21 protein-coding genes and 1 tRNA gene are annotated in these 25574 nt (G+C 62.8%); 9 read left to right on the top strand and 13 right to left on the bottom strand.

What is annotated here, in order from left to right; translation table 11 throughout:
- Positions 1-40 precede the first annotated feature (40 nt).
- The 3 genes from trpD to CNX70_RS04460 are packed head-to-tail and all read left to right on the top strand — an operon-like array spanning position 41 to position 2404.
- Positions 41-1084, top strand: coding sequence for an anthranilate phosphoribosyltransferase (gene trpD / locus CNX70_RS04470; protein ID WP_096233735.1), 1044 nt, complete (start codon positions 41-43; stop codon positions 1082-1084).
- A gap of 34 nt (positions 1085-1118) precedes the next feature.
- Positions 1119-1919, top strand: a complete 801-nt coding sequence (gene trpC, locus CNX70_RS04465) for an indole-3-glycerol phosphate synthase TrpC (protein ID WP_096233734.1) — start codon at positions 1119-1121, stop codon at positions 1917-1919.
- A gap of 20 nt (positions 1920-1939) precedes the next feature.
- Positions 1940-2404 (top strand): energy transducer TonB, encoded by a 465-nt coding sequence (locus CNX70_RS04460; RefSeq protein WP_157750903.1) that lies wholly within the window; start codon positions 1940-1942, stop codon positions 2402-2404.
- Here the strand turns inward: CNX70_RS04460 and CNX70_RS04455 are convergent.
- The 8 genes from CNX70_RS04455 to CNX70_RS04420 form a co-directional block, all read right to left on the bottom strand.
- Complete coding sequence (locus CNX70_RS04455) at positions 2355-3530, bottom strand: GGDEF domain-containing protein (RefSeq protein WP_096233732.1); 1176 nt, start codon at positions 3528-3530, stop codon at positions 2355-2357. The two genes, CNX70_RS04460 and CNX70_RS04455, sit on opposite strands and share 50 nt — an antisense overlap.
- Positions 3531-3749: 219 nt before the next feature.
- The gene (locus CNX70_RS04450) at positions 3750-5591 is read right to left on the bottom strand and encodes a M61 family metallopeptidase (RefSeq protein ID WP_096233731.1); all 1842 of its coding nucleotides are present in this window, start codon (positions 5589-5591) and stop codon (positions 3750-3752) included.
- A 27-nt stretch (positions 5592-5618) separates the two neighbouring features.
- On the bottom strand, positions 5619-6227 hold the full coding sequence (locus CNX70_RS04445; protein ID WP_096233730.1) for a nucleotidyltransferase family protein: 609 nt from the start codon (positions 6225-6227) through the stop codon (positions 5619-5621).
- A gap of 13 nt (positions 6228-6240) precedes the next feature.
- Positions 6241-8514: a xanthine dehydrogenase family protein molybdopterin-binding subunit gene (locus CNX70_RS04440; RefSeq protein ID WP_096233729.1), complete on the bottom strand. Its 2274-nt coding sequence runs from the start codon at positions 8512-8514 to the stop codon at positions 6241-6243.
- Positions 8515-8524: 10 nt separating this feature from the next.
- Positions 8525-8983: a (2Fe-2S)-binding protein gene (locus CNX70_RS04435; RefSeq protein WP_071079595.1), complete on the bottom strand. Its 459-nt coding sequence runs from the start codon at positions 8981-8983 to the stop codon at positions 8525-8527.
- A 131-nt stretch (positions 8984-9114) separates the two neighbouring features.
- Complete coding sequence (locus tag CNX70_RS04430) at positions 9115-9831, bottom strand: DsbC family protein (RefSeq protein WP_242428528.1); 717 nt, start codon at positions 9829-9831, stop codon at positions 9115-9117.
- A 170-nt stretch (positions 9832-10001) separates the two neighbouring features.
- Positions 10002-11234, bottom strand: a complete 1233-nt coding sequence (locus tag CNX70_RS04425; RefSeq protein WP_244199036.1) for an FAD-dependent monooxygenase — start codon at positions 11232-11234, stop codon at positions 10002-10004.
- A 79-nt stretch (positions 11235-11313) separates the two neighbouring features.
- Entirely contained in the window at positions 11314-13542 is a 2229-nt protein-coding gene (locus CNX70_RS04420) for a S41 family peptidase (RefSeq protein ID WP_157750902.1), read from the bottom strand.
- A 293-nt stretch (positions 13543-13835) separates the two neighbouring features.
- On the opposite strand from CNX70_RS04420, the gene CNX70_RS04415 reads away from it, so the two are divergent.
- Positions 13836-13911 (top strand) — tRNA-Phe (locus CNX70_RS04415).
- 50 nt (positions 13912-13961) lie between these two features.
- On the opposite strand, the gene CNX70_RS04410 is transcribed toward CNX70_RS04415, so the two are convergent.
- The 4 genes from CNX70_RS04410 to CNX70_RS04395 form a co-directional block, all read right to left on the bottom strand.
- Positions 13962-14786, bottom strand: a complete 825-nt coding sequence (locus CNX70_RS04410; protein ID WP_157750901.1) for a hypothetical protein — start codon at positions 14784-14786, stop codon at positions 13962-13964.
- Positions 14783-15676 carry a hypothetical protein gene (locus CNX70_RS04405; protein WP_157750900.1) on the bottom strand — a complete coding sequence of 298 codons (894 nt, stop codon included), beginning with the start codon at positions 15674-15676 and terminating at the stop codon, positions 14783-14785. The genes CNX70_RS04410 and CNX70_RS04405 overlap by 4 nt, the downstream gene beginning before the upstream one ends.
- Before the next feature lies 1 nt (position 15677).
- A complete protein-coding gene (locus CNX70_RS04400; RefSeq protein WP_096233724.1) occupies positions 15678-17270 on the bottom strand; it encodes a DUF6861 domain-containing protein in 1593 nt (530 codons plus the stop codon).
- Between the two features lie 130 nt (positions 17271-17400).
- Positions 17401-17940, bottom strand: a complete 540-nt coding sequence (locus CNX70_RS04395) for a DUF2058 domain-containing protein (RefSeq protein ID WP_096233723.1) — start codon at positions 17938-17940, stop codon at positions 17401-17403.
- A gap of 266 nt (positions 17941-18206) precedes the next feature.
- Between CNX70_RS04395 and CNX70_RS04390 the strand changes: the two genes are divergently transcribed.
- From CNX70_RS04390 to CNX70_RS04375, 4 genes are all read left to right on the top strand, one after another.
- Complete coding sequence (locus tag CNX70_RS04390) at positions 18207-18512, top strand: PsiF family protein (protein ID WP_096233722.1); 306 nt, start codon at positions 18207-18209, stop codon at positions 18510-18512.
- 89 nt (positions 18513-18601) lie between these two features.
- Positions 18602-19024: an energy transducer TonB gene (locus tag CNX70_RS04385; RefSeq protein WP_157750899.1), complete on the top strand. Its 423-nt coding sequence runs from the start codon at positions 18602-18604 to the stop codon at positions 19022-19024.
- Positions 19025-19137: 113 nt separating this feature from the next.
- Positions 19138-21399, top strand: a complete 2262-nt coding sequence (locus CNX70_RS04380) for a putative bifunctional diguanylate cyclase/phosphodiesterase (RefSeq protein ID WP_096233720.1) — start codon at positions 19138-19140, stop codon at positions 21397-21399.
- A 91-nt stretch (positions 21400-21490) separates the two neighbouring features.
- The gene (locus tag CNX70_RS04375; RefSeq protein ID WP_096233719.1) at positions 21491-23881 is read left to right on the top strand and encodes a S9 family peptidase; all 2391 of its coding nucleotides are present in this window, start codon (positions 21491-21493) and stop codon (positions 23879-23881) included.
- Between the two features lie 46 nt (positions 23882-23927).
- On the opposite strand, the gene CNX70_RS04370 is transcribed toward CNX70_RS04375, so the two are convergent.
- Positions 23928-24923 carry a cytochrome-c peroxidase gene (locus CNX70_RS04370; RefSeq protein WP_096233718.1) on the bottom strand — a complete coding sequence of 332 codons (996 nt, stop codon included), beginning with the start codon at positions 24921-24923 and terminating at the stop codon, positions 23928-23930.
- 208 nt (positions 24924-25131) lie between these two features.
- Here CNX70_RS04370 and CNX70_RS04365 point away from each other — a divergent pair, with 208 nt between their 5' ends.
- Positions 25132-25560 carry a hypothetical protein gene (locus CNX70_RS04365; RefSeq protein WP_096233717.1) on the top strand — a complete coding sequence of 143 codons (429 nt, stop codon included), beginning with the start codon at positions 25132-25134 and terminating at the stop codon, positions 25558-25560.
- Positions 25561-25574: the final 14 nt, after the last annotated feature.

The raw sequence follows: 25574 nt of genomic DNA, 5'->3' as shown, positions 1-25574 counted from the left end.
ATCAGTGTCCTCCTGCGCCATCATTGAAGAAGGAAGCATCATGCCGATCACCCCACAAGAAGCCCTGCTGCGCTGCATCGAACACCGCGAAATCTTTCACGACGAAATGCTGTACCTGTTCCGCCAGATCATGTCCGGCGAAATGTCGCCCACCATGATCGCGGCGCTGACCATGGGCCTGCGCGTAAAAAAGGAAACCATCGGCGAAATCGCCGCCGCCGCGCAAGTGATGCGCGAGTTTTCCACCAAGGTGCCCATGGCCGACACCACCAACCTGCTCGACATCGTCGGCACGGGCGGCGACGGCGCACATACTTTTAATATCTCCACCGCCTCGATGTTCGTGGCGGCGGCAGCTGGCGCGCGCGTGGCCAAGCATGGCGGACGCAGCGTCTCTTCCTCGTCCGGCAGCGCCGACGTGCTCGACTCGCTGGGTGTCAACATCAACCTGCAGCCCGAGCAGATCGCCCAGTCGATCGCGCAAACGGGTATCGGCTTCATGTATGCACCGAACCACCATGCGGCCATGAAGCATGCGGCGCCCGTGCGCCGCGAACTGGGCGTGCGCACGATCTTCAATATCCTCGGTCCGCTGACGAATCCGGCCGGCGCGCCAAACATTCTGATGGGCGTATTCCACGCCGACCTGGTCGGCATCCAGGTGCGCGTGCTGCAGCGCCTGGGCGCGCAGCATGCCATCGTCGTGTATGGCCGCGACAATATGGATGAAGTGTCGCTCGGTGCCTCTACCCTCGTGGGCGAACTGGTCAACGGCGAAATCCGCGAGTATGAAATCCATCCGGAAGACTTCGGCATGTCGATGATCGCCAGCCGCAACCTGAAGGTGGCCGACTCCATCGAATCGAAGGCCAAGATGCTGGAAGCCCTGCGCGGCGAACCCGGTGCGGCAGCAGACATCGTCGCCCTGAACGCGGGCACGGCGCTGTACGCGGCCGGCGTGGCCAGCTCGATCGAAGACGGCCTGGCGCGTGCGCGCACTGCCGTCAGCTCGGGCGCCGCCCTGGCAAAACTGGAACAATTCGTGCAGGTGACGCAGCAGCTTGGCACACCAAAGCAAGCGTAAGCTCCTCGCCCTCCTTAATAGAATAGCGACCATCATGTCCGACATACTCGATAAAATCCTGGCCGTGAAGGCCGACGAAGTGGCGAAGGCGAAAGCCCACCGCAGTCTGGCCAGCCTGCGCGGCGACGTGGAAAACGACAGCGCCCTGCGCGCAAATCTGCGCGGCTTCGAGGCGAGCCTGCGCCAGCACATCGCCGCCGGCAAGCCCGGCATCATCGCCGAAGTGAAAAAGGCGTCGCCATCGAAGGGCGTGATCCGCGCCGACTTCCGCCCGTTTGATATCGCCGCCAGCTATGCGGCGCATGGCGCGGCTTGCCTGTCCGTGCTGACAGATGAACAGTTCTTCCAGGGATCCGTGGCGTATCTGCAGCAGGCGCGCGCCGCCTGCTCCATTCCCGTGCTGCGCAAGGACTTCATGGTCGACATTTACCAGATCTATGAAGCGCGCGCCATGGGCGCCGACTGCATCCTGCTGATCGTCGCGGCGCTCGACCACGGTCTGATGGCCGAAATGGAAGCGTGCGCCCACGAACTGGGCATGGGCGTGCTGATCGAAAGCCACGATGGCGACGAACTGACGGCGGCACTCAAGCTCAAGAGCGCGCTGATCGGCATCAACAACCGCAACCTGCGCACCTTCGAAACGTCGCTGGAAACGACACTCGGCCTGCTGCCGCGCATCCCGCAAGACAAATTGATCATCACGGAATCGGGCATCCACAGCACGGCCGACGTGCAACGCATGCGCGATGCGCACATCCACAGCTTCCTGGTGGGCGAAGCGTTCATGCGCGCGCCCGACCCCGGCGTGGAACTGGAACGCCTGTTCAGTTAAACCATGGTAGGCTGGCAGGCATGAGACACGCGATGATCGTCCTTGCCGCCGCCAGCCTGCTGTCGGCTTGCCAGACTGCGGCCCCGCCAGCGGCGCGCACGCCCGCACCTACGCCCCCTCGCACGCCGGCCGCGCTACAGCTTGCCGCCAGCATCGACGCCTACAAGTCGCTGGTGGCGCAGCAGATCATGGCAGCCAACGCAGAATATACGTTCAGCGGGCGCCTGCCGCCCATGCTGCCGGCCATCGTCGTGCTCGACCTGAGCGTCGGCCCCGACGGCGAGCTGAAAAGCGTACATGTACACCGTTCACGCGACAGCGAAGCCTCGGCTGCGGCGCTGGCCGCCGTGCGGCGCGTGCCAGCGTTCTTTCCGCCGGCGGCACACCTGATGCGCCGCCACGCACGGACCTTCGATTTCTCCGAAACCTTCCTGTTCAACGAGCAGTACCGATTTCAGCTGCGGACCTTGTCCGGTCCTCAGTAATCGCACAAGCATCGAGTTCGATGCGGTCGCGTCCCCGCTCCTTGGCCAGGTACAGGGCCGCATCGGCGCGCGACAGCAATTCTTCCAGCCCCTCCACCACCGAGGCCTGGCAAGCGACGCCTATGCTGACGGTACACGAAGGCAGTCCCGCATGACTGGACTCGCGCAGCAAGGCGCGTATGCGTTCGGCCACGCCCAGGGCATTATGTACAGGCATATCCGGCATCAGCACGACGAACTCCTCGCCGCCGAAACGCGCCACGCAATCCGATTCGCGCAAGGCACCTTTGATCACGGTGGCCACATGCGCCAGCACCTGGTCTCCCACCGCGTGACCGTAGCGGTCATTGATCAATTTGAAGTAATCGAGGTCGATGCTGAGCAGTGTCAATGGCACACGGCGGCGCCGCAGATTATCTATCTCGCGCGCATAGGCATCGCCAAAGCCGCGCCGGTTCAGCACCTGCGTCAGCGGATCGTGGGTCGAGCGGCGCTCCAGTATTTGCTGCAGGCGGCGCGTCGCCACCGTCATGAAGCCCACCGTCAGCAGCAGCGCCATGAAATTGGCGACCGCCAGATAGATGCCCGCCGGCGTGCCGGCCACCGCCAGGTTCACGCTGGCGCCGCCATGCAGCAACGCCGACACGCCGCGCGCCAGTACCACGACAGCTTGCAGCAGCATCAGCACACCGAAGAAAAAACTCGAAAAATGGCGCTCGCCGTAGCGCCATACCAGCTGCACCTGGCGCGCATAAAACAGGAAGACCAGCAGGGAGAAGACCGCCACGCGCGCCGAGAAGTCGGGGTGCACCAGCAGCCACCAGCTATTGCCGGCGATGGCCAGGACAAGTATCAGCAGATAGGCGCGGCGGCTCGTCGCCAGGCCATAGAATTTCTCCGTGCCCAGCATCGACAGGCCGATGCCGGCCACCAGCGCCGCATTGGCTGCGATCATGGACAGTGCCGGCGGCAGCACCTCGCGGGTGCCGAACAGCATCGATGCGCACACCAGCAACAGCAAACCGGCCGCCCAATGTCCCAGGCCATGCACCTCGCGCCGGAAACTCCGATACACCGAGAACATGACAATGCTCATCGCCCCGCACATCAGGGTCGTCATCAGCATGATCGTTCGTGGATCGAGGGTTTGCACGTTGGGCGCGATCTAAAAGAAACAGTTCGGCAATTTTAGTTTAGTTGAAGGAAAATTAGTTCATTTGCGGTAAATATGATGGCACAGCGCCAATATTGGTGGATTACTTGCATTCAAGAAGTGGCATCCTGAAATGAAAAACCGGCCATAACGGCCGGTTTCTGACTTAACGCATGTTCATCAGCATGAGCGTCATGCGGCGCTAGGACGCTTCGGCCCCGTGGCTTTCTTTGGCGCCGGCAGCAGTGTCAAGCTGACGCCAGGAACACGGTCGCCCTGCAATACGGTGGCAAACGTCATCAGCTCGTCGCGGCGGAAGGCGTGGATGGCCACCCTGGCGCCGACGGCGTAACGGCCCAGCAAGGTATCGAGGTTGGTGCCCGTCACGCGCAAGCCATCGACCGCCACCAGCACGTCGCCCGCCGACAGGCCAGCCACGTGGGCGGCGCCGCCCTGGTGCACCTGCGCCAGTTTGGCGTCGTTGCCATCGCGGCCCAGGTTGACGTCCAGGCTGGGCTTTTCCGCCTTGCGCGAGTCGCTGTACTTGACACCGAATGGCGCCAGCAGGCGCGCCAGCGGCACGTCGTCCGTGCCGCGGATGTAGCGCTCGAAGAACGGCTTCATGCGCGTGCCGGAAATCTCATCGAACAGGGCTTCGACTTCGGCCGGCGTCACGCCGCGGCCTTTTCCTTCTCCCTTGCCCTTGTAGAAATCGCGGCCATAGCGCTGCCACAGCGCCTGCATCACGTCGTCCAGCGATTGCTCGCCATGCGTCTTGCTGCGGATCGTCAGGTCGAAGGCCAGCGCGATCAGCGAACCCTTGGTGTAATAGCTGACGATGGCGTTCGGCGCGTTTTCATCCTGGCGGTAGTACTTGCCCCAGGCGTCGAAGCTGGAATCGGCCACGCTTTGCTTGCTGCGGCCGCTGCCGCGCAGCACACTGTTGACGGTCTTGCCCAGCAATTTGAAATAGGCTGCCTCGTCGATCAGGCCCGCGCGCACCAGCATCAGGTCGTCGTAATAGCTGGTGAAGCCTTCGAATAGCCACAGCAGCGGCGAATAGCTTTCCGCCTGCAGGTTGTACGGCGCAAAGGCGGCCGGCTTGATGCGCTTGACGTTCCAGGTGTGGAAGTACTCGTGGCTGCACAGGCCGAGGAATTTCAGGTAGCCCTCGCCGATCTCCGTACTGCTTGAAGCCGTCGTCGGCAAGTCGGCGCGGGCGCAAATCAGCGCCGTCGAGGCACGGTGTTCCAGGCCGCCGTAACCGTCGCCGACGGCCATGGTCATGAACACATAGCGGTCCATCGGCGCTTTTTTTGTCTTCGGCTCGAAGAAGGCGATCTGCGTTTCGCAGATGGCTTTCAGGTCGCGGCACAATCGCGGCAAGTCCAGGTTCGGCACCTTGCCCGTGACGACGATATCGTGCGGCACGCCATGCGCCTTGAAAGTGGCCAGCGCGAAGTCGCCCATCTCCACCGGGTGGTCGATCAGCTCATCGTAGTTGGCCGCCTGGTAACTGCCGAAGCCATAGCGCTTCGCCTTGAGTTCCGGCAGTGTGGTGGCGACTCTCCAGGTCTTGCAGGCCGCATCCTTCGGCTGCACGATGTGCACCTCGTGCGGCTCGGCCTCCTGGCCCAGCACGCGCAGGAACACGCTGGTGCCGTTGAAGAAGCCGTGATTCTGGTCCAGGTGCGCGGCGCGCACGGACAAATCCCAGGCGTAGACCTCGTATTCGAGCGTCAAGGCGCCCTTGCACGGAGCCGCTTGCCACGAATGCTTGTCCAGCTTGCTCAGCGCCACGGCCTTGCCCTCGGACTCGGCGCGGATGCTGACGATGTTGCGCGAAAATTCGCGGATCATGTAGCTGCCCGGGATCCAGGCCGGCAAGGACAAGACCTGGCCGATGGCGGCCGGCGACTTGACCGTCAAGGTGACCTTGAACATGTGGCCCGCCAGATCAAGGGCGGCGATGCTGTAGATGATGCCGGCGGCGGGCGCCTTGGCGATGCTTTTTTTAATTGGAGCTTTTTTCATGTTTATCTCGTGTCTGGCATGGATGTTCTAAAGTCGCCCGGGCGCGCCATGCACCGGCGACAAATCGTCAGGTGTATCAATATCGCGCAAGATGCCGCTGTCGTCCACTGCCACGTCGCATACGGCATGGCTGTTGACGATGCTGCGCGCGCCCTGGTCGCCATCGAGCGCCAGCAACAGCGGCAAGTGAAAGGCGCTGAACGCGACAGGATTGCCGCGCCGGCCCTGGAACACGGGCACGGCGATATGCGCGCCATCGCCGATGGCTTGCGACAAGGCGGCGATTGTAGCCGCTTCTACGTAAGGCATGTCGCCCAAGGCGATCAGCCAGCCCGGCGCACCACGCACATAGTCGATGGCGCAGGTCAGCGAGGCGGCCATGCCCGTGTCCGCATCATGGCAGACGCGCACCTCGCAGCCCAGCGCACCGAGTGCGCGCGCCACCTGAGTATCGTCGGCGCGCACCACGGCCAGCACGCGCGGCAAAGCGGCCAGCATATTCCTGGCCGCCGCCACCACGACGGGCAAGCCCGTATGCGGGCCTTCCGTCAACGGCTGCAATAATTTGTTCTGCACGCCGGAAGGATCGAACCTGCGTCCCCTTCCGGCTGCCAGCAAGATGCCGACCGTACTCAAAAAACGGCTACCGTCATGCGGCCGCCAGGTCGAACGGCAGCTTGCGCAGGCGCTTGCCCGTCAGGGCAAACAGCGCATTGGCAAACGCGGGCGCCAGCGGCGGCACGCCCGGTTCGCCCATGCCCGTCGGTGCGTCGCCCGATGGCACCAGGTGCACCTCGATCACCGGCATGTCGGGCATGCGCGGCACAGGATAGTCGCCGAAGTTCTGCTGCTGCACCACGCCATCCTTGAGCGTGATGGCAGCACCGGGAATGGTCATGCCCAGCGCCATCAGCGCGGCGCCCTGCACTTGCGCCTCGATCGTCAGGGGATTGACGGCCAGGTTGCAATGCACGCCCGCCCACACCTGGTGCAGCCTGGGCGCACCTTCCACCACCGACGCCGTCACCACGTAGGCGACCACGGAATTGAACGATTCATGCATGGCCACGCCCCAGGCTTGGCCTTTCGGCAGCTTCTTCCTGCCATAGCCGGACTTGGCCACGGCCAGGTCCAGCGCGGCGATATGGCGCGTGTGCTTCGCGTCGATCAGCTGCTTGCGGTAGGCGACGGGGTCCATCTTCGCCACATGCGCCGCTTCGTCGATCAAGGTTTCCATGACGAAGGCCGTGTGCGTCGAGCCGACGGAGCGCCACCACAGCACGGGCACGTTCGCCTTGGCCGTGTGCACGGACAGCTTCATCGGCAAGGTGTACGGCTCGCCCATGCCTTCGACCATGGTGCCGTCGACGCCATTTTTCACCATGAAGGCTTCGAACGGCGTGCCTGCCATGATGGACTGGCCCACGATGGTATGGTCCCAGGCGAGAATTTTCCCTTTGGCGTCGAGGCCGATCTGCGCGCGGTGCACATGCGACGGCCGGTAGTAGCCGCCCTTGATATCATCCTCGCGGCTCCACATCAGCTTTAATGGACCGCTCTTGCCCGCCGCCCGGTAAGCCTTGGCGACGTTGACGGCTTCGACCACGTAGTCGGAGGACGGCACGGCACGCCGGCCGAAGCCGCCGCCCGCCATCATCGTGTGCAGCGTCACCTGCTCAGGTTTCAAGCCGGAGGTAGCCGCGATGGCAGCCTGGTCGCCCGTCTGGAATTGCGAGCCCACCCACATCGTGCATTTGTCGGCCTGCAGGTCGACGACGCAGTTGAGCGGCTCCATCGGCGCGTGTGCCAGATAGGGGAATTCGTAGACGGCCTCGATTTTTTTCGGCGCCTTGGATAATGCGGCGACATCGAATGCGCGCGCCACCGTACCCGGCGTCTTGGCCAGCGCCTTGAAGGCCGCCAGCTGCTGGTCGCTGCTGACCTTTTCCACCGCGCTGCTATCCCACTCGATCAGCAGCGCGTCGCGTCCCTGCTTGGCCGGCCAGTAGCCATCGGCAATCACCGCCACACCGCTGCCGCCACGGTCGGTCTTCACTTCCAGCACCTCCAGCACGCCCTTGATGGCCTTGGCCTTGCTGGCGTCGAACTTCGCCACTTTCGCGCCAAACACGGGCGGGCGCGCCACCATGGCCACTTTCGCGCCGGGCGGCTTGAAGTCGATGCCGAACTGCTGTTTTCCCGTGGACTTGGCGGCCGCGTCGAGCCGTTTCACGGGTTTGCCGATGATGGCAAAGTCGCGCGGGTCCTTCAGTTTGACGCTGGCAGGTACCGGTTGGCGCATGGCCGCGTCGGCAAGTTCGCCATACGTCGCCTTTTGCCCGCCGGGGCCGTACAGCACGCCTTTCGCGGCGCGCACCTGGTCGGGACTGACTTTCCATTGTGCGGCAGCGGCGCCTACCAGCATGGCGCGCGCCTTGGCGCCAATTTCCCGGTACTGCGTAAACGAATGGGCGATGCTGCCGGAGCCGCCCGTCATCTGCATGCCGTAGGCGGCATCCTTGTACTGCTCGCCGGCCGGCGCCAGCGCGCCCGTTACCGTCGACCAGTCGGCGTCGAGTTCCTCGGCGATCAGCATGGGCAAGCTCGTTTGCACGCCCTGGCCGAATTCCAGCCGGTTCACCTGCACCGTCACCGTATTATCGGGAGCGATGTGCAAAAAGGCGTTCGGCGCATACACGGGCTTGGCGGGGGTGGCATCGGCCGCCTGCGCCAGCTTGCCTGCGCCGGGCAGGAAAAAGCCCAGCATCAAGCCGCCGCCAGCCACCGCGCCGGCCTGCATGAAACCGCGCCGCGAGACGCCATCGGCCGCGCCAACCACAGCCACCGGCGCCGCTGCCAGCGCCGCGCCCAGGGTCACGCCGCCATGCTGCAATGCTTCCTGATTCAACCATTCGATACGCATGTCGCTCTCCTCAGGCCAGGGTCTTGGCCGCGTCCTTGATGGCTGCGCGGATCCGTTGATAGGTGCCGCAGCGGCAGATATTGCCGCTCATGGCGCCGTCGATATCGGCATCGCTGGGCGCCTTGTTGCTGCGCAACAGCGCTGTGGCGCTCATCACCTGGCCGCTTTGACAGTAGCCGCATTGCGGCACGTCGTGGCGCACCCATGCCGCCTGCACGGCCTTGCCCACCTGGTCGTTTTCCATCGCTTCGATGGTGGTGATCTTTTGTGCGCCGACCGAGGAAATCGGCGTGATGCAGGAGCGGATAGGCTGGCCGTCGAGATGCACCGTGCAGGCGCCGCACAGGGCCGCGCCGCAACCGAATTTGGTGCCCGTCATGTTCAGGTTATCGCGCAGCGCCCACAGGATGGGCGTGGAAGGATCGGCGTCGACCTGCGTGTCGCGTCCGTTGATATTCAAGGTAATCATCTGCTGCTTCCCCTTTTTGGATTGTTATGGCGTCTACAAACAACACTTGATGATACGACAGCGGAAAAAAGTACAAAAAAAAGCGCGCCTTGCGAGGGCGCGCCGTCCAGCCTTCCTGGCGACAGCCCGGATTACTTAATGGTCGAGAATTTCTGTTCCAGCGTTTTCGCATCGACTGCGCCCGGGATGCGGCTGCCGTCGGCAAAGAAGATGGCCGGCGTGCCCGAGACGCGCAACTGCTGGCCCAGGGCCAGGATTTTTTCATGCGGGTTGGCGCAAGTGGCAGCCACCGTGGCCGGTGCCTTGCCGTTCAACATCCAGTCATCCCAGGCCTTGTTGCGGTCCGGTGCGCACCAGACATTGCGCGACTTGACGATGGAGTCCGGCGACAGGATGTTGTACATGAAGGTGTAGACGGTGACGTTGTCGATTTCCTTCAGCGCGTTCTGGCGGAAGCGCTTGCAATAGCCGCAGTTCGGATCTTCGAACACGGCGATCACGCGCTTGCCGTTGCCCTTGACGGATTTCATGGCCGAATCGAGCGGCAGGTCGGAGAACTTGATGCGATTGACTTCGTCCAGGCGCACCTTGGTCAGGTCTTGCGAGGTCTTGGCGTCGAAGACGTGGCCCACGAACAGGTATTGCGCGGCCTTGTCCGTGTACAGGATGTCGCCACCCGTGCGCACTTCGTACAGGCCGCCGTACGGCGTTTCCTTGACCGAATCGACCTTGGCGCCTTCGCCCAGACGCGGCTCGATCAGCTTTTTGATGCTCGCTTCCGTTGGCGTTTCCGCGCCGGCGCACGACATCATCAGGCCCGAGGCCATCAGCAAGGCGATTTTGCTCATGCTTCTGTTCATTGTTATCACTATCACTTCTCCACTTGAAACGCCTGACGGAACTGGCCCTGGCCCGACGTCGTTATCTCTTTGACAAAACGATCGCCGCAGACCAGCTGCGGCGACCTTGAATTTTCACTGCTACCATTATCCAGCGATATCTTAAGACTTACTGATTTTCACTGATGCCCCAATGCGTGCGAAATCATTTTCCGCTTCAGGGCCGGTAATTTATCCAGCAAGTTTAATCCCAAATTGCGAACCACGCGCAGCGGTTCCAGATCGGCGCCGAATAATCGCGCCAGGCCATCGGTGGCCAGCTGCATCAGCAGCACGTCTTCCTTGCGCGCGCGCGCATAGCGGGCCAGCACGCGCTCGTCGCCGATGCCACGGTGCGCCTCGCGCTCGCTGATCGTCTTGACCAGCTGCGCCACGTCGGCAAAACCCAGGTTCATGCCGTGGCCGGCCATCGGGTGCACCACGTGGGCGGCGTCGCCCACCAACGCCACGCGCGGCGCCACCATGGCGTGCGGGCGCATCAGGGTCAGGGGAAACGCGCGCACCAGCTCCGGCTGCAGCGGCGTCAGTTTACCAAGTTTGTCGTGGCAATACGCGGCCAGGCGCGCGGCCAGGGCGTCGGCCGATTCGGCCATCAAGGTATCGGCCAGCGCATCGGGCGCCGACCAGACCAGTGAAACGCGCTCGCCCGGCAGCGGCAGCAGCGCGACGATGCCTTCGCTGCCCGTAAACCACTGGTGGGCCGCGCCATGGTGCGGCTTTTCGCAGGCGAAGTTGCTGACCACGCCGCGCTGGCCATACGAGCGGTAATCGAGGCCGATGTCGCACTGGCCGCGCACCCACGATTGGGCGCCATCCGCGCCCACCACCAATGCGCAGGTGATGGTGTCGCCGCCATCGAGGTACACGATGGCCGAGTCGTTCGTCCATTCCAGGCGGCTGGCGCGGCCCTGCAGCACGCTGACGTTCGGCGCGAATTTCAGGGCGGCGTCCAGCGCCTGGCCCAGGTTGCGGTCTTCCACGATCCAGGCCAGGGTATTCACATGGGCGCCGTAGGCGTCGAAACCGAGTCCGCCCGCCTGCGCGCCGTCGCCGTTGACCAGCATGGCGTCGACGGGCGCCACCCTGTCGCCCTCCAGGGCACCCCATACCTTCAGCGACGACAGCAACTGGTGCGCCGTGTGATTGAGCGCATACACGCGCACATCCCAACTGGCTTCGACCGGCTTGGCGATGGGTGCCGGAGGACTCGCCGGCGATAACAGGGTGACGCTTTGTCCTGCCTGGGCAAACGCCAGCGCCGTGGTTTTCGCGATGGCGCCATTGCCGACGATACAAACGTCGCTGTGGCTATGCATGAAGCGCCGCATGGTAGGGGGAGTGGGACTGTTCATGCGGTCATTATAGCGTTTGCCGGCTCCGTTTCAGGATGCGCGTGCGCCAGCGCAAACGGGGAAAAGCCAAAGATTTGCACTATTCTTGATCTTGGCGCAGAAATGCCTGCGCCCGCTCCAGCACTTCGTCACGCCCCGCGCGCAAGCCGGCCACGCTGGGCGCGACCATGATATGCGGCTGCACACCCACTCTTTGCAGTTGGCGCCCGTCAGCATGACGCACTTCCAGCCCCGAATACCAGACATGGACTTTTCCAGGAAGCACCACTTCCCGCAAATCGCCATCCGCGCCCGCGCTGGGCGTACCGATGAAGGTGACGGGAGTGGCCGCCTCGACCGCCAGCGCCAGATGCTCGGCCTGGCTTTGCGTGTGTTCGTTGATCAGCATGACGACCTTGCCGTGGTACAGAGGAGCGCGTGCGGGGAGCAGGAAGTCGGGATACGCCAGTTGCACGCCGTAACTGGCCTCAGGAGCCGTCACCAGCGGCTGGTAGTTCATGGCAAAGATACTGGCGTCATTGACATTGAGCCGTTCCGCTATGGCGCGGCCCGTGCCATTCGGATAGCCGCGCATATCGAGTATGAGGGCGCGGCTGCCTTTTATCTTGTCAAACATGGCGTCCACCTCGCCCGCTTGCAAGCGGTCCAGATCGACGTAGGCAATGCCCTTGTTCACTGAGATCATCGGGCGCGCGTGGCGCGGTGCCAGCGCATCGTCCAGCGGCGTAGGCTGCAGCACCACCTCGCGCCGCTTGCCATCGCCGCCATCGACCTGCAAGGTCACGCTGGCGCCGGGCAAAAAGGTCAGCATCTCGGCCATGGCCTTGCGCCAGCGTCCCGCTTCGTTCGAAGCGGCCGTCGCGGTGCGCAAGCGCGCCAGACGCGCGCCCACATACTCGCCATCGATTTGCACGATATCGTCGCCCACCTTCAGCAGACCCGAACGCAGCAAGGCGGGGTCCGTCACGTGGGCCACCAAGATAGCCTCATCGATGGCAGCCAGCACCACGCCAATGCCGTGCGTGCGACTGTTCCCGCCCAGCGCCCGGCTGCCCACGCCGACATGGCTGTCATCCAGACTGCTCGCCATCTCCTGCAGGATCACGCCATACCCGCGCGCATCGCGCACCTGGGCCATCTTGTACAGGCAGCGCTGCAAGACCTCATCCCAGGAACTGCTCATCAGGCGCTTGGCCGGAAAGTAATTGTCCAGCGTGGCCCACAGCTTGATGGCGGCCAGCATGCGCCACTCGCGCTCGGGCAAGCGCATGTCGCGATACGGTTCGTCGTCGTGGCGCACCGGATACAGCGCAGCGGATGCCGGCGGCGATATCACCGATATCACCGGCGTCGATGGTTGCGCCAGCAGCGCCAGCGCCGCCTTGACGGGCGCGCTGGCCGGCCCGGTGGCGCGATCCATGCGCAAGGTGCGGTCGGCGGCCAGCACGGCGACGCTGCCGTCCGGCCAGGCCAGCTGGCCGGACGCGAATTGCACGCGCAAGCCATCGCCTATCGACAACGTTTGCACGGGATCGGCGCGGCTGCGCCAGGCGCCCTCCTCGGCCACGATGCGCGCACGGCCGGTGCGCTGAAGCGCCAGCACGGCATGCGGCACCGTCTGCGTGTCATTGACGATGAAGACCATGGGCAGCGCCCGCGCACCAGGCGCCGGCTGCAGCCGTTGCACTTCCATTTGCATGAAACCCGCCGTTATGCCTTCCCAGTGCCCGGGATTCTTCGGGCGCGGGCCGGTGGAAAAGCGATAGCGCTCGGCCGGCAGCAGCAAGGGTTCGGCGATCAACTGCGCCAGCACGGCATGCAGCATGGCTGGCGACGGCGCGCGGGAAAGCTCCCTGCGCGGACGCAAATCAAGTATGACTTGCCTGGCCCTGGCTGGCAGCGACGGCGGGCCGCCATCGCGCATGCCAGGATGCAGGTGCAGCAACGCCGTGTCACCGGGCAGCCATTCCAGCACATCGCCATCGGCCGGCCAGCGCACGTACGCCGGCGCCGCAGCCCCGATGCGCAAGGCCTCATCGTGCAGCGGCGCCATCAGGGTCGCGACGGCAAACCGCAAACTGGGCTCATCGTCTTCGTCCCGCAACTGGGACAAGGCCGCCACCAGCGCGCGGTCCCAGTCGATGCGGTCGTCAGCCAGGGCCGGATGCGTGGCGCGGGCCGCGCTCCACAAGCGCGCCAGCGATACGATATTCTCGTCGCCCGCCTGTGCCGGCGCTGCCGCGCAAACCAGCACCGCCCCCAGCAAGCCCGCCAGGGCGCGCCGCGCGCGCCCATTTTCTACCGCCATGCATTGCATCGCCATCCCGGTTTCCCTGTTCCGCCATTGAAGCCAACGCCTGCGCCGCACATAAAAAAACCGGCTAGCGCCGGTGTGTACATCGCGATGCAGATTGACTGGTTTGATAAGGAATTAATTATCAAACAATAATACTACGCACGCAAGAGCGTTCGCCTGCAGCGCTCCCCTCCATGGCTAAACGGTACATCCCTATCTAAAAAGGCAGGTGCACCCAGAAAATCCAGGAAAAATTACAGCCGCCTCTTGCATTCCCGTTTTGGTCTGCTATAATTCGCCACCTTGGCCTGGTAGCTCAGTCGGTAGAGCAGAGGATTGAAAATCCTTGTGTCGGTGGTTCGATTCCGCCCCGGGCCACCAAGAATTCGTATTACTTTCAAAAACGCCACCTTCGGGTGGCGTTTTTGCGTTTATCGTCCCATCCCGCTTTCGCGCTGCGCATCGCGCTGCCGCACCAGCGACAAGGCCTTCTGCGGCTCTTGATTCATTGAATCCAGCAACGCGACCACAGCCAACTCGATGGCCCGCCACTCATGCAGATGGCTGCGAAAGTAGCTGACTTGGATATGAGAATTTCTCAAGCCGTGCAAGAAAATATCGTGCGAGCAGCTAGGGCCTATTACCAATTTCCCACGCTTCTCCAGCGCGTTCGCCCTTTCCGTACCGGGATCGGGAAAAAAATCCGGGGCGCAGACAATCTGCGTTTCTATCCGCTCGCGCGATGGATATAGATACAAGTCCTTTTCATAAAACACCGTGATCACATCTTCCCGTACGCGCTGCGGCAGATCGTTGTGCTCATAGCGCAGCAAGCCATGACGTGACGCCACCTGCTTGCGATTGGGCATCCAGATCGAGCTAAAGCGCTGGGCAAGCTGATACTTTTCGGCCAGCGTATTGGCGTCAAAATGCTGCACCAGAATGGAGACTTCATCCTGATAACTGATCCAGATAGGCGTATTGTCATGCGGAGCGATGAAGGGCAGCAACTTGCCCCGCTTCCACTGCGCTTGCAAGAGCAAACCCGGCCTGTTGCCGGCTTGCGCGTACAAACCCCGCATATAGCTTGGAATATAGTTCGCGGGAATGAGCAGATGATTGCCATTGACCATCATGTGTAGTTCGGTCGCCGGCTGTTTGCGTGGCGACGCACACCAGGCCAGGGTGGCCAGACAGCAAATGACGAGCAAGATCTTTATTGTCAAATGTCGCTTGCGCGGGGACGGTTGCATCATCTCACTTCCCCGGCATCAGATGAGAGAGGTCCTGCGGATGTTTGTTCATCGGACGTAGACGCTCCAGACGGAACAGCCTGTCCAGGTCCAATTGCATCGCGCTGCCGCGCCAGCGACAAGGCCTTCTGCGGCTCTTGATTCAATGAATCCAGCAATGCGACCACAGCCTGCTCGATGGCTTGCCATTCATGCAGATGGCTGCGAAAGTAGCCGATGTCGATATGAGAATTTCTCAAGCCGTGCAGGAAAATATCGTGCGAGCAGCGGGGATTAATGAGCAACTTACCGCGCTTCTTCAGCGCGTTCGCCCTTTCCGTACCGGGATCGGGAAAAAAATCCGGGTCGCAGACAATCTGCGTTTCTATCCGTTCGCGCGATGGGTATAGATACAAGTCCTTTTCATAAAACACCGTGATCACATCTTCCCGCAAGCGCTGCGGCAGATCGTTGTGTTCATAGCGCAGCAAGCCATGACGTGACGCCATCTGCTTGCGATTCGGCATCCAGATCGAGCTAAAGCGCTGGGCAAGCTGATACTTTTCGGCCAGCGTGTTAACTTCAAAATGCTGCACCAGAATGGAGACTTCATCCTGATGACTGATCCAAATGGGCGTATTGTCATGCGGAGCGATGTAGGGCAGCAACTTGCCCCCCGTCCATCGCGCTTGCAAGAGCAAACCCTGCCTGTTGCCGGCTTGCTCGTACAAACCTTGCATATAGCTTGGAATATAGTTCGCGGGAATGAGAAGCTTGTTGCCATTGACCATCATGTGCAGTTCGGTCGGTGGCTTTTTGCGTGGCGACGCATACCAGGCCAGAACGGCCAGACAGAAAATGGCGAGCAATATCCTTGTTGTCAAATGTCGCTTGCGCGGGGACGGTTGCGTCACCTCACTTCCCCGGCATCAGATGAGAGAGATCCTGCGGATGTTTGTCCATCGGACGTAGACGCTCCAGGCGAAACAGCCTGTCCAGATCCAATTGCTTGCGCAGCCGCTCAGGCGCCATGTCCATGCCGAAGCTGCCATCCATGGTGGCCGGGTAATCGAAATGCATGCGCGACCAGGCGCCATTCGCGTAGCGCCAACTGCCGATCTTGTCCGCGTCGGCATAGGCCTGGAATGGATCGAGGGCGTAGCCTGACGTGAGCACGCCAATTTTTCCCAGCCAGGCGGCATGCTCCATGGAATTTACTCCGTTCAATAACGCGCGCCCTTCCGACCGCAGAACACGCGATGCATTGACATAAAAGCGCTCATCGAGCATGGCCTGCCAGACTTTCTCCGCGCCTGCGACATCATGGGCATCCAGATAAGGAGACAGAGGAACATGCGCGGTCCACGCTTCTGAGTCCAAAAGAAACTCTTTGAAAATTACAGTGTGATATCTCGCCACGTCTTCCACCGAAAGCGGTGCGATTTTCCCCAGCGCCATCGAATTCGGCAGATATTTTTCACGATATCCAAGATCAGCCCGCATCAGCTCGATGCCAAACTGATGCCAGTCGCGCTCGCTCATCACTCTCCCAAGCTGATCTGCCCGCATCTGTGCATAACCGTTGGCAATGACGCCGCTGATGGTGTCATTGCGCACGACACCCAGCGCCAGCCGCGCATAACGGTCGCCGCCGGCGGCCAGATAGTTCCAGTAAGCTTCACGGTTGCCCTGGGCCGCGTAGAAGCGCAGGATTTCCATGTCGCGCGCGACCTTGTTTGCGTTTGCTACCACGCCTTTGACGGCAGTGGCCGGCGCGGTGTGCGCCAGCATGGCAGGCGCCGTCTCGATCGCCGCCGTTCGCGCCTGCAAGGACGGATGCCTGGCCAGCGCCAGTTCATTGCGCGCCAGCCACATGGCGACCTTGGGGCCGAGCCGCGCATTGTGCATGGCGGCGCCGAGTATGGCTTGCCGCCGCATGCTGCCATGGCGTAAACCGAGGCTCACGCTGCGCAGCATGGCGGTGACGGCGAGCGCATGGCCATGGGCGAAATCGGCGGCAACCATGCTGGCATGGGGCGCTGGGCGATGCAAGTCAGACACAACAAAGCGGGCGTGCGCAGGATCAGCCCCCCATAGTTTGCCTAAGCCCATGCGGTAAGTGCTGCCGGCGTCGCGCAGGCCGGCCAACATGGACTTGCCCATGGCGCCCGCGTTGAACACCTGCGCCAGCAAGGCTTCCAGCGCCGCCTGCGATGCCAGCGTCGCCATACCCAGGCACAAGGCGACATCATGGCAAATTTCGCTCAGCTGTGGCCATATGGTGGCAATATCGACCTGCGGAAACTGCAGGCGCAAACGCTTGAGCGCTGGATCTTTGGCGTAATCGAGCGCCTGCAGCACGCGACGCGAGCGGTTCTCAGCACGCATCAGGACAGCGGCATCATGCCTTGCATGCAACAGATGGCGCCGCAGGTCACGCTCGGTTTGCTGATCGAGCGCCACCAGCATGGCATGCAGGCGCGAGCGGTCGTAGGGAAGTATCGTCATGGCATGCCCGATGGGAAGATTCCCACAGCATGCCGCGCTGGGCTGTGCCGACCTTGAGCAGCCTCAGCGATTGCTCTTATTTTCTTGCTTGCAGCATCTGCATTCGTGTCTCAACGCTGCAAGCGCGGCCTTACCACATCAAATCATCAGGAATCTGGAACGCCGCATACGGATCGTCCTCGTCCACTTGCGTGCTGGCCTGTTTCACGCGCACGACGATGGCGGGATCGCGTTCGGCGATCTTGTCGGCGATGATGCGCGGTACCAGTTCCACGGCGCCGCCCAGGCAGATGATCACCAGACGGCCCGCCACCAAGTGGGCCTGCACGGCGGCCGTCACGTAGATGCGCTCGATTTTGTTGTTAAACGTGAAGTTGTACGGCAGCTCGCCGTGGTTGCCCTTGCTCTGGCGGTTTTTTTGCACCATTTGCGCAATCTGCGCCACGATGGCTTTCTGGTTGGCGGCCGCGTCGCGCTGGGCGTTCAGCTCGCGCGCGCGTTCCGCGTTCTTGCGCTGCGTCTCGAGCGCGGCCAGGCGCACCTCGTCGACACTTTGCGTGCCGCTCTTGCGCTCGTCCTTTTTCTGCTTGCTCTTGTCCTGGTTGGCCAGCTTGACCTTCTTCTTGTCGACCAGGCCGGCCTTTAAAAACTGCTCTTGCAACGAGACCATAACTACTCCGTATTGAGGGTGCGCCGGCCAAGACAGCGGCATCGGCCGGTGGAAAGACGCTAGCATAGCAAAAAACAGGAGCGCTGCCGCCGCAACATGACTGCCCGGGCCAGCCGCTGGATGCCTGGCGCCTGACAGTAACAAAAAGACACACACGAGTGGAAATTTTGTTGATAAATGTCATATAGTTAGTTACGTTCTGCATATCGGCAGTGAACTGCCGATTGCACGTCCCCATCCATCGCCTGCGTCTACAAGGATTTGCCATGAAACAATTAATCGCCCTCTGCATCGCTGCCGCGTTTGCCAGCACCGCCTTTGCCGCCGCACCGGAAGCGGCCCCAGTCGCCAAGACGGCGCAACAGTCGAAAATGACCACCTGCAATGCCGATGCCGCGGGCAAGAAGGGCGATGAGCGCAAAACCTTCATGAAGGAATGCCTGAGTGCCAAGCCGGCACCGGCCATGACGCAGCAAAACAAGATGAAAGCGTGCAATGCCGATGCCAAGGACATGAAGGGCGACGCGCGCAAGGCATTCATGAAAGAATGCCTGAGCGCGCCCAAGAAATAAGCGCGGGTTCGAAGCGCCATTGTGCGCTTCACCCCCATAGCGCCAGCCGAAAGGCTGGCTTTTTTTTGTTCCGAATATGGAGTTCCCTTTTGCCCTATCGCCTGCCCCCTTCCTCTGCCAGCAGCCTGCTGGCCACCGCCTGCCTCGCCATCCTCCTGGCAGGCTGTCACACGGCCACGCCGGCGCCCATTTCCGCGCCCGTTTCGGCACCTGCCGTGCGCGTGCCGGCCAGCATGCCTGCTGCTTGTACTCCGCCAGCCTGGCCCCCGGGCGAGAAACGGCGCGGCGCCCAAGGCAGAGTGACCTTGCACTTCACGGTGGAGGCGGACGGCAAGGTCAGCGCAGCGGCTGTCATCCGCTCCAGCGGCTATCCCGCCCTCGACCAGGCGGCCCGCGATGCGCTGGCCCAGTGCCTCTTCCAGCCGGAAACGCTGGATGGCAAGCCCGTCGCCAGCAAGGTAATCATGCCCTACGAATGGATCAATGCATCCGTCGACAAGGCTGAACGTTGAACGCCGGAAATCATGATGAATGATCAAGATGACATGGAGAAAGATAGCGCGTAGTATTTAGTCAACCTACTGCTCAGTACGGTTACACGGCATTCTGGAGAAAGGACGGCAGCGTGGCGGCGTCGAACGATCTCGCGCACTGGCGCGGCCAGGTCTTTAAGCACCTGCTGCAGGTGGTACTGCTGCTTGGCTTCGTGACGGCCATTCCCAGCGCGCTGCTGGCCGCGAGCGAAGCCATCTGGTCCATTGTCGCCCTCGACTTGCTGGCCCTCGGCTGGGTCGGCGTCATCTGGCATCTGCGCGCCATGCCCTACCGCTGGCGCGTGTGGCAATTCCTCATCGTCGCCTATCTGGTAGGCGTGGGCCTGCTGCTGAAAATCGGCCCCGTCAGCCAGATCTACATGATGCTCATGCCCGTGCTGGCGGCACTGCTGCTGGGCATGCGGCCAGCCCTGTCAACCTTGGCCCTGACCTCGCTGACCATCTTTTTCCTGGGCCTGCATCCGGACGTCGCCCTGCACCTGCCGGGCACGCCCGATTCTCCCGTGCTGCGCGCGCTGATCGTGGCCCTGAACTTCCTGTTTATCGCCGCCGTGCTGACCCTGTCCTGCGCCTTCCTGCTGCGCCACCTGGAAGACAGCAGCCAGGCCCTGTCGCAACGCAACGCCGAGCTGCGCTTGACGGCGACCGCGCTGGCCCGCCTGAACGACATGGTGATGATCGCCGAAGTGCTGGACGGCCCGCCCGGCCCCGGCGCCGGGACGGTATCGGCCACACGCATCATCTTCGTCAACGATGCCTTCGAGCGCAGCAGCGGCTATGCGCGCGCCGAGGTGCTGGGCCGCAGCCTGCTGTTCCAGCAGGGCCCCGCCACCGAGGCGGGCGAATTGGCGCGCGTCACCGCCGCCATGGCCTGCGCCCAGCCGGCCAGGGCGGAGTTATTGAACTACAACAAGGCCGGCAAGGCGTACTGGGTCGAAGCGGAACTGGTGCCGTTTACGGATACGGACGGCAGGCAAACGCACTGGGTGGCTGTCGAACGCGAAATCGACGAGCGCAAGCGATCGGAAGAGGACATCCACCGCCTGGCTTTCTACGACGTGCTGACGGGCTTGCCCAACCGGCGCCTGCTGATGGACCGCATCGCCCACTTGCTGGCCGCCGCGCCGCGCGACCATAAAATCAGTGCGCTGATGTTCATCGACCTCGACCACTTCAAGCACATCAATGACGCGCGCGGCCATGCCACGGGCGACGCGCTGCTGCGCCTGGCGGGCGAACGGCTGGCACAGCTGATGCGCAAGGCCGACACGGTGGCGCGCATCGGCGGCGACGAATTCGTCGTGCTGCTGGCTCACCTGGCCGATGACTTGCACGGCGCCGCCCATGCGGCGGCCCAGGTGGCCGAGAAAATCCGCACCGCCATCGCGCGCGACTTCGAGATCGGCGGGCAGTCGTATCATTGCAGCGCCAGCATCGGCGTGACCCTGCTGCCGAAAGCGCAGCAGCAGGCGCATGACTTGCTGCGCGAAGCCGATATCGCCATGTACCGCGCCAAGGCGGAAGGGCGCAACGGCATCGCCTTCTTTGAAGCGGCCATGCAGGCGGACGTGGAGCGTCGCCTGACCCTGGAACGGGCGCTGGCGCGCGCGCTCGATGCCAGTCAATTATGCATGCACGTGCAGCCCCAGGTCGACCGCGATGGACGGGTGACGGGCGCCGAAATGCTGATGCGCTGGCCGCAGCCGGACGGCAGCTTTATCGCACCGGGCATTTTCATCCCCATCGCCGAGGAATCAGGGCTGATCGTCAGGCTGGGGCATTGGGCCCTGCGCGAAGCGTGCCGCGCCGCCAGCCTGCTGGCGCAGGCTGGCCGGCCCGTTCCCCTGTCGGTGAACGTCAGCCCGGCCCAATTTCGCCAGCCCGATTTCGCCTCCCGCGTGCAGGCGGCGCTGGCCGAACACGGCACGCCGGCCGGCGCCCTGATCCTGGAGCTGACGGAAGGCTTGCTGATCGACCAGCGCGACGCCTCGCTGGCGCGCATGCGCGAACTGGCGGCCCTGGGCATCCGCTTTTCCATCGACGATTTCGGCACCGGCTATTCCAGCCTCTCTTACCTGACCTCGATGCCGCTGTACGAACTCAAAATCGACAAACGCTTCATCGACGACACGCCACACGACACGGCCATCGTGCAAGCGATCCTGGCCATGGCGCGCCACCTGGGTTTGCGCGTGGTGGCCGAAGGCGTGGAAACACAGGAGCAAGCCGACTTCCTGGTCGCCCACGATTGCGACGGCTTGCAGGGTTATCTGTATGCGCGGCCGATGCCGCTAGCCGACTTTCTCGCCTGGCTGGCCCGGCAGCAAGCTTAGCTTTCCGACATTTCCTGTACGAAACTCCTCCGCTAAAATACCGGCTTCATAGCCTGTACCTTCACCATCCCCTTTTTTAAAGCGATCCCCGATGCGTCTGGTTCTTCCCCTGCTGCCGCTCCTGCTGCTAACTCTGCTACCCGCCGCGCATGCGGCCCCTTCCACCACCGCAGCACCCACGCCCATCACCCTGGACCAGGCCATGGCCGATCCCGACTGGATCGGCACACCCGTCGAAGCGGCATGGTGGGGCTGGAATGGCCAGCTGTATTACAAGCAAAAGCGCCTCGGCTCGCCCCTGCGCGACACCTATCAATTGCCAGGCGCGAACGCCAAACTGAATAGCGGCAAGAAGGTCGATGACGCACAGCTGGCCAATCTCGATGGCCAGCAGATGCTCGTCAACCGGGCCGGCACGCGCGCCATCCTGCTGCGCAATGGCGACTTGTTCGAGCGCGACTTGAAAAACGGCGCCTTGACGCAAATCACGCGCGGCGTCTCGGCCATCAGCGACCCGCAATACTCCGCCGACGGCGGCGCGGTGCAATACCGCAGCGGCACAGACTGGTTCAGCTGGAGCCGCGTTGACCGCCTGAGCGCCCCCGTCGCCCTGCTGCGTGCGGCCAAGGACCCGGATGCCAAGCCGGAAGCGGACGCCCTGCGCGAACTGCAGCTGCGCCTGATCGTCAACCTGGCGCGTCAGAAGGAAGACCGCGACGCCAGCCGCGAGCGCCGCCACGAAGAGCGCCGCCTGGACGCCACGCGCGCGCCGGAACCGATCTACCTGGGAGATAAAGTCACGATTTCCGGCAGCGCCCTGGCGCCGGATGGCCGCTGGCTGCTGTTCGTCACGCAGGACAAGGCCGCCGAGAAGGGCAAGCTGGGCAAGCTGGCCCGCTACGTCACGGAAACGGGCTACCCGGAAGCGGACGACGAGCGCACGCGCGTGGGCCGCAACATGCCGATCGCGCAAAGCCTGAAGCTGGCCGACCTGCGCACGGGGTCGGTGCGCGAGATCGCTTTCGACAGCCTGCCCGGCATCGCGGTCGATCCGCTGGCGCTTCTGCGAGCCGAGCAAAAGCTGCCGCCGTTGAAAGGCAACCGTCCCGTGCGCATCGACGCCCAGCGCGACGGCATCGCCTGGACCGATGACGGCAGCAAAGTTGCCGTGCGCGTGCGCGCCATCGACAACAAGGACAGCTGGATCGCCAATGTCGACCTGGTCAACGGTGCCCTCGTGCCCGTGCACCGCATCAGCGACGCGGCCTGGGTCAACCGCCGCGCCGACGAATTCGGCTGGCTGCCCGACAACGCCACCCTGTGGTACCTGTCCGAGGAAAGCGGCTACGCCCACCTGTACACGAAGACGGGCGCGGCCCCGGCGCGCGCCTTGACCAGCGGCCAATGGGAAGTGAGCGCCGTCGAATGGAGCCGCGACGGCAAGAACGCCTATTTTATGTGCAACCGGCAAGCGCCTGGCACCTATGAAGTGTGCGCCAGCACGGCCAGCGATGGCGGCGTGCGCGAAGTGACGAATTTGAAAGGTGTGGAAAATTTCGGCCTGTCGCCCGATAACGGCAAGCTGCTGCTGCGCTATTCGACCAGCTATGTGCCGGCCCAGCTGGCGACGGTTTCCGTTGCAGGCGGCAAGGCGAATATTCTGACGGATACGCGCAGCGACGCCTTCAAGGCGCGCAGCTGGGTCATGCCGGAGCTGGTGCAAGTGCCGTCCACGCATGGCGCAGCACCGATCTGGGCCAAGCTGTACCGGCCCGCAACACTGGAAGCAGGAAAACAATATCCGATCGTCATGTTCGCGCACGGCGCCGGCTACCTGCAGAACGTGACGCAGCGCTACCCCGTCTACTTCCGCGAGCAGATGTTCCACAACCTGCTGGTAGAGCAAGGCTATATCGTGCTCGACGTCGACTATCGCGCCTCGATGGGCTACGGCAGCGCCTGGCGCACGGCCATCTACCGCCAGATGGGCCACCCGGAACTGGACGATTTTATTGACGGTGCCCACTGGCTGGCGCAGCAGCACCAGGGCGACATCAAGAACGTGGGCATCTATGGTGGCAGCTATGGCGGCTTCATGAGCCTGATGGCCCTGATGCGCGCGCCGGACGTGTTCAAATCCGGCGCCGCCCTGCGCCCCGTGACGGACTGGACCACCTACAACCACGAGTACACGGCGAACATCCTGAACACGCCGGACATCGATCCGCAAGCGTACAAAATATCGTCGCCCATCGAATACGCCGACAAACTGACAGGCAACCTCCTGATCGCCCATGGCATGATCGACGACAACGTGTTTTACCAGGATTCCGTGCGCCTGTCGCAGCGTTTGATCGAGCTCAAAAAGGATAACTGGGAAATGGCCAGCTACCCGATGGAGCGCCACGGCTTCGTGCAGCCGGAAGCGTGGTATGACGAGTACCGCCGCATCTATCAGTTGTTCCAGAGAACATTGAAGTAAACCTCGATGCCCGCTTGTATGCGGGCATTTTTTATGTGCAGCTTACTCAGTCAAACGGCACCGGCCGCGGCGTCGTATCCGACGATGGCGGCAGGATCGGCAGCACGAGCTGCGGCTGCTTGCCCGTCAGGGTTTTCAGGAAGGCCACCAGCTTGGCGTTTTCGTCTGGCGTGAAGGTGCGGCCCAGTTGCAAACGGCCCATCACGTCGACGGCTTGCGTCAGGGTGGCCGCTTCGCCATCGTGGAAGTAGGGATACGTCAATTCCACGTTGCGCAGGGTGGGCACCTTGAAGTTGAAACGGTCGGCATCCTTGCCCGTCACGGCCGAGCGCCCTTGCGCCGTCATCGCCGTTTTATACGGTTCCACCACGCCCATCTTCTGGAAAGTGTTGCCACCCACGGCGGGACCGTTATGGCAGGCAATGCAGCCGCTGGATTTGAATAACTGGTAGCCGGCCAGCTCGTCTTTCGTCAGCGCGCTTTTCTTGCCCATCAACCATTGGTCGAAGCGGGAACCGGGGGTCACCAGCACTTCCTCGAAAGCGGCGATGGCGCGCGTGACTTGCTCGATGGTCAATTTATCCTGGCCGAACACTTGCCGAAATTGCGCGCGGTAGGCGGGAATCGAGGCCAGCACGTCGATGGCCAGCTCGTGCGTAAAAGCCATCTCGCCCGGATTGGCGATTGGCCCGCCCGCCTGCTCCTGCAAATCCTTGGCGCGGCCATCCCAGAACTGCGCCACGTTCATGCTGGCATTGAGCACCGTGGGTGAATTGATGGGCCCGCGCTGCCAGTTGTGGCCAATCGAGGTCTTGATGTTGTCCGTACCGCCCATGCTCAGGTTATGGCAGCTATTGCAGGAAATAAAGCCCGAGCGCGACAGGCGCGGGTCGAAAAACAATTTCTTGCCCAATTCGACCATCGCCGGATTGGCCACCTTGGCGGCATTGATCGGCTGGATCGGTTCCTTGTCGGCGGCGTGCAGCACACCGCCGAAGGCCAGGCTGGTGATGAAAAGGAAGGGTGAGAGGGTGCGGCACATAGTCTAACTCCTGGAAACATTCCCGAATCGGCGGCGCGCGCCGGCGCGGGAATGCAGCACGCCGGCCCGGTTGCCACCCGTACATCGCTGGTTGGATGTTGATTTATATTAACTTTGACTGCTTGGCAATGAAAATGACGGGGATCAAGGATAGTCCAGCGCGCGAATCGCGCTTGCCATTTGGGCAAGCGTGGCACATGATGAAGGCATGCAAACGCCAACCTACTCCGTCCTGCGCGCCGCGTGCGCCGCCATCCTGCTGCTTGCCGCCAGCGCCTGCGGCAGCGCCCCCACGCAAAATGATGCGCCCCCCGCCCCCGGCAATGCCAGCTTGCTGGCGCAAATCCAGGCGGAAGTGGGCGCCGCTGCTTGCGATTCCACGCAGCAATGCCAGACCCTCGCCATCGGTGCCAAAGCCTGCGGCGGGCCCGAACGCTACCTGGCCTGGTCCAGCAAGGACTATGACGGCAAGAAACTCAAGGCACTGGCCCAGGCGCAAGCCGAGGCCAGCCGCAAGCAGCAGCAGGCGGACGGCATGATGTCGACCTGCTCCATCGTCACGGACCCGGGCGCCACTTGCGAAGCGGGACGCTGCGTGCTGCAAAAGAGCGGCCTGGGCGGCAACTCGGCGATGTAAAAAAAGCCGCTGGA

This window comes from Janthinobacterium svalbardense (genome assembly GCF_002327145.1).
GTDB classification, from domain to species: domain Bacteria; phylum Pseudomonadota; class Gammaproteobacteria; order Burkholderiales; family Burkholderiaceae_D; genus Janthinobacterium; species Janthinobacterium tructae.
The sequence above is the reverse complement of the archived record's forward strand: the minus strand, read 5'-3'. Positions and strand labels throughout refer to the sequence as shown.

Excerpts from the sequence above, each read along its gene's own strand:
- CNX70_RS04390 (WP_096233722.1), top strand. The coding sequence starts at position 18,207 with ATGAAACAATTAATCGCCCTCTGCATCGCTGCCGCGTTTGCCAGCACC.
- CNX70_RS04455 (WP_096233732.1), bottom strand. The coding sequence starts at position 3,530 with ATGCTGATGACGACCCTGATGTGCGGGGCGATGAGCATTGTCATGTTC.
- CNX70_RS04370 (WP_096233718.1), bottom strand. The coding sequence starts at position 24,923 with ATGTGCCGCACCCTCTCACCCTTCCTTTTCATCACCAGCCTGGCCTTC.
- CNX70_RS04375 (WP_096233719.1), top strand. The coding sequence starts at position 21,491 with ATGCGTCTGGTTCTTCCCCTGCTGCCGCTCCTGCTGCTAACTCTGCTA.
- CNX70_RS04420 (WP_157750902.1), bottom strand. The coding sequence starts at position 13,542 with ATGGCGGTAGAAAATGGGCGCGCGCGGCGCGCCCTGGCGGGCTTGCTG.
- CNX70_RS04425 (WP_244199036.1), bottom strand. The coding sequence starts at position 11,234 with ATGAACAGTCCCACTCCCCCTACCATGCGGCGCTTCATGCATAGCCAC.
- CNX70_RS04450 (WP_096233731.1), bottom strand. The coding sequence starts at position 5,591 with ATGAAAAAAGCTCCAATTAAAAAAAGCATCGCCAAGGCGCCCGCCGCC.
- CNX70_RS04460 (WP_157750903.1), top strand. The coding sequence starts at position 1,940 with ATGAGACACGCGATGATCGTCCTTGCCGCCGCCAGCCTGCTGTCGGCT.
- CNX70_RS04365 (WP_096233717.1), top strand. The coding sequence starts at position 25,132 with ATGCAAACGCCAACCTACTCCGTCCTGCGCGCCGCGTGCGCCGCCATC.
- CNX70_RS04435 (WP_071079595.1), bottom strand. The coding sequence starts at position 8,983 with ATGATTACCTTGAATATCAACGGACGCGACACGCAGGTCGACGCCGAT.
- CNX70_RS04395 (WP_096233723.1), bottom strand. The coding sequence starts at position 17,940 with ATGGTCTCGTTGCAAGAGCAGTTTTTAAAGGCCGGCCTGGTCGACAAG.
- CNX70_RS04430 (WP_242428528.1), bottom strand. The coding sequence starts at position 9,831 with ATGAGCAAAATCGCCTTGCTGATGGCCTCGGGCCTGATGATGTCGTGC.
- trpC (WP_096233734.1), top strand. The coding sequence starts at position 1,119 with ATGTCCGACATACTCGATAAAATCCTGGCCGTGAAGGCCGACGAAGTG.
- trpD (WP_096233735.1), top strand. The coding sequence starts at position 41 with ATGCCGATCACCCCACAAGAAGCCCTGCTGCGCTGCATCGAACACCGC.
- CNX70_RS04410 (WP_157750901.1), bottom strand. The coding sequence starts at position 14,786 with ATGATGCAACCGTCCCCGCGCAAGCGACATTTGACAATAAAGATCTTG.
- CNX70_RS04440 (WP_096233729.1), bottom strand. The coding sequence starts at position 8,514 with ATGCGTATCGAATGGTTGAATCAGGAAGCATTGCAGCATGGCGGCGTG.
- CNX70_RS04400 (WP_096233724.1), bottom strand. The coding sequence starts at position 17,270 with ATGACGATACTTCCCTACGACCGCTCGCGCCTGCATGCCATGCTGGTG.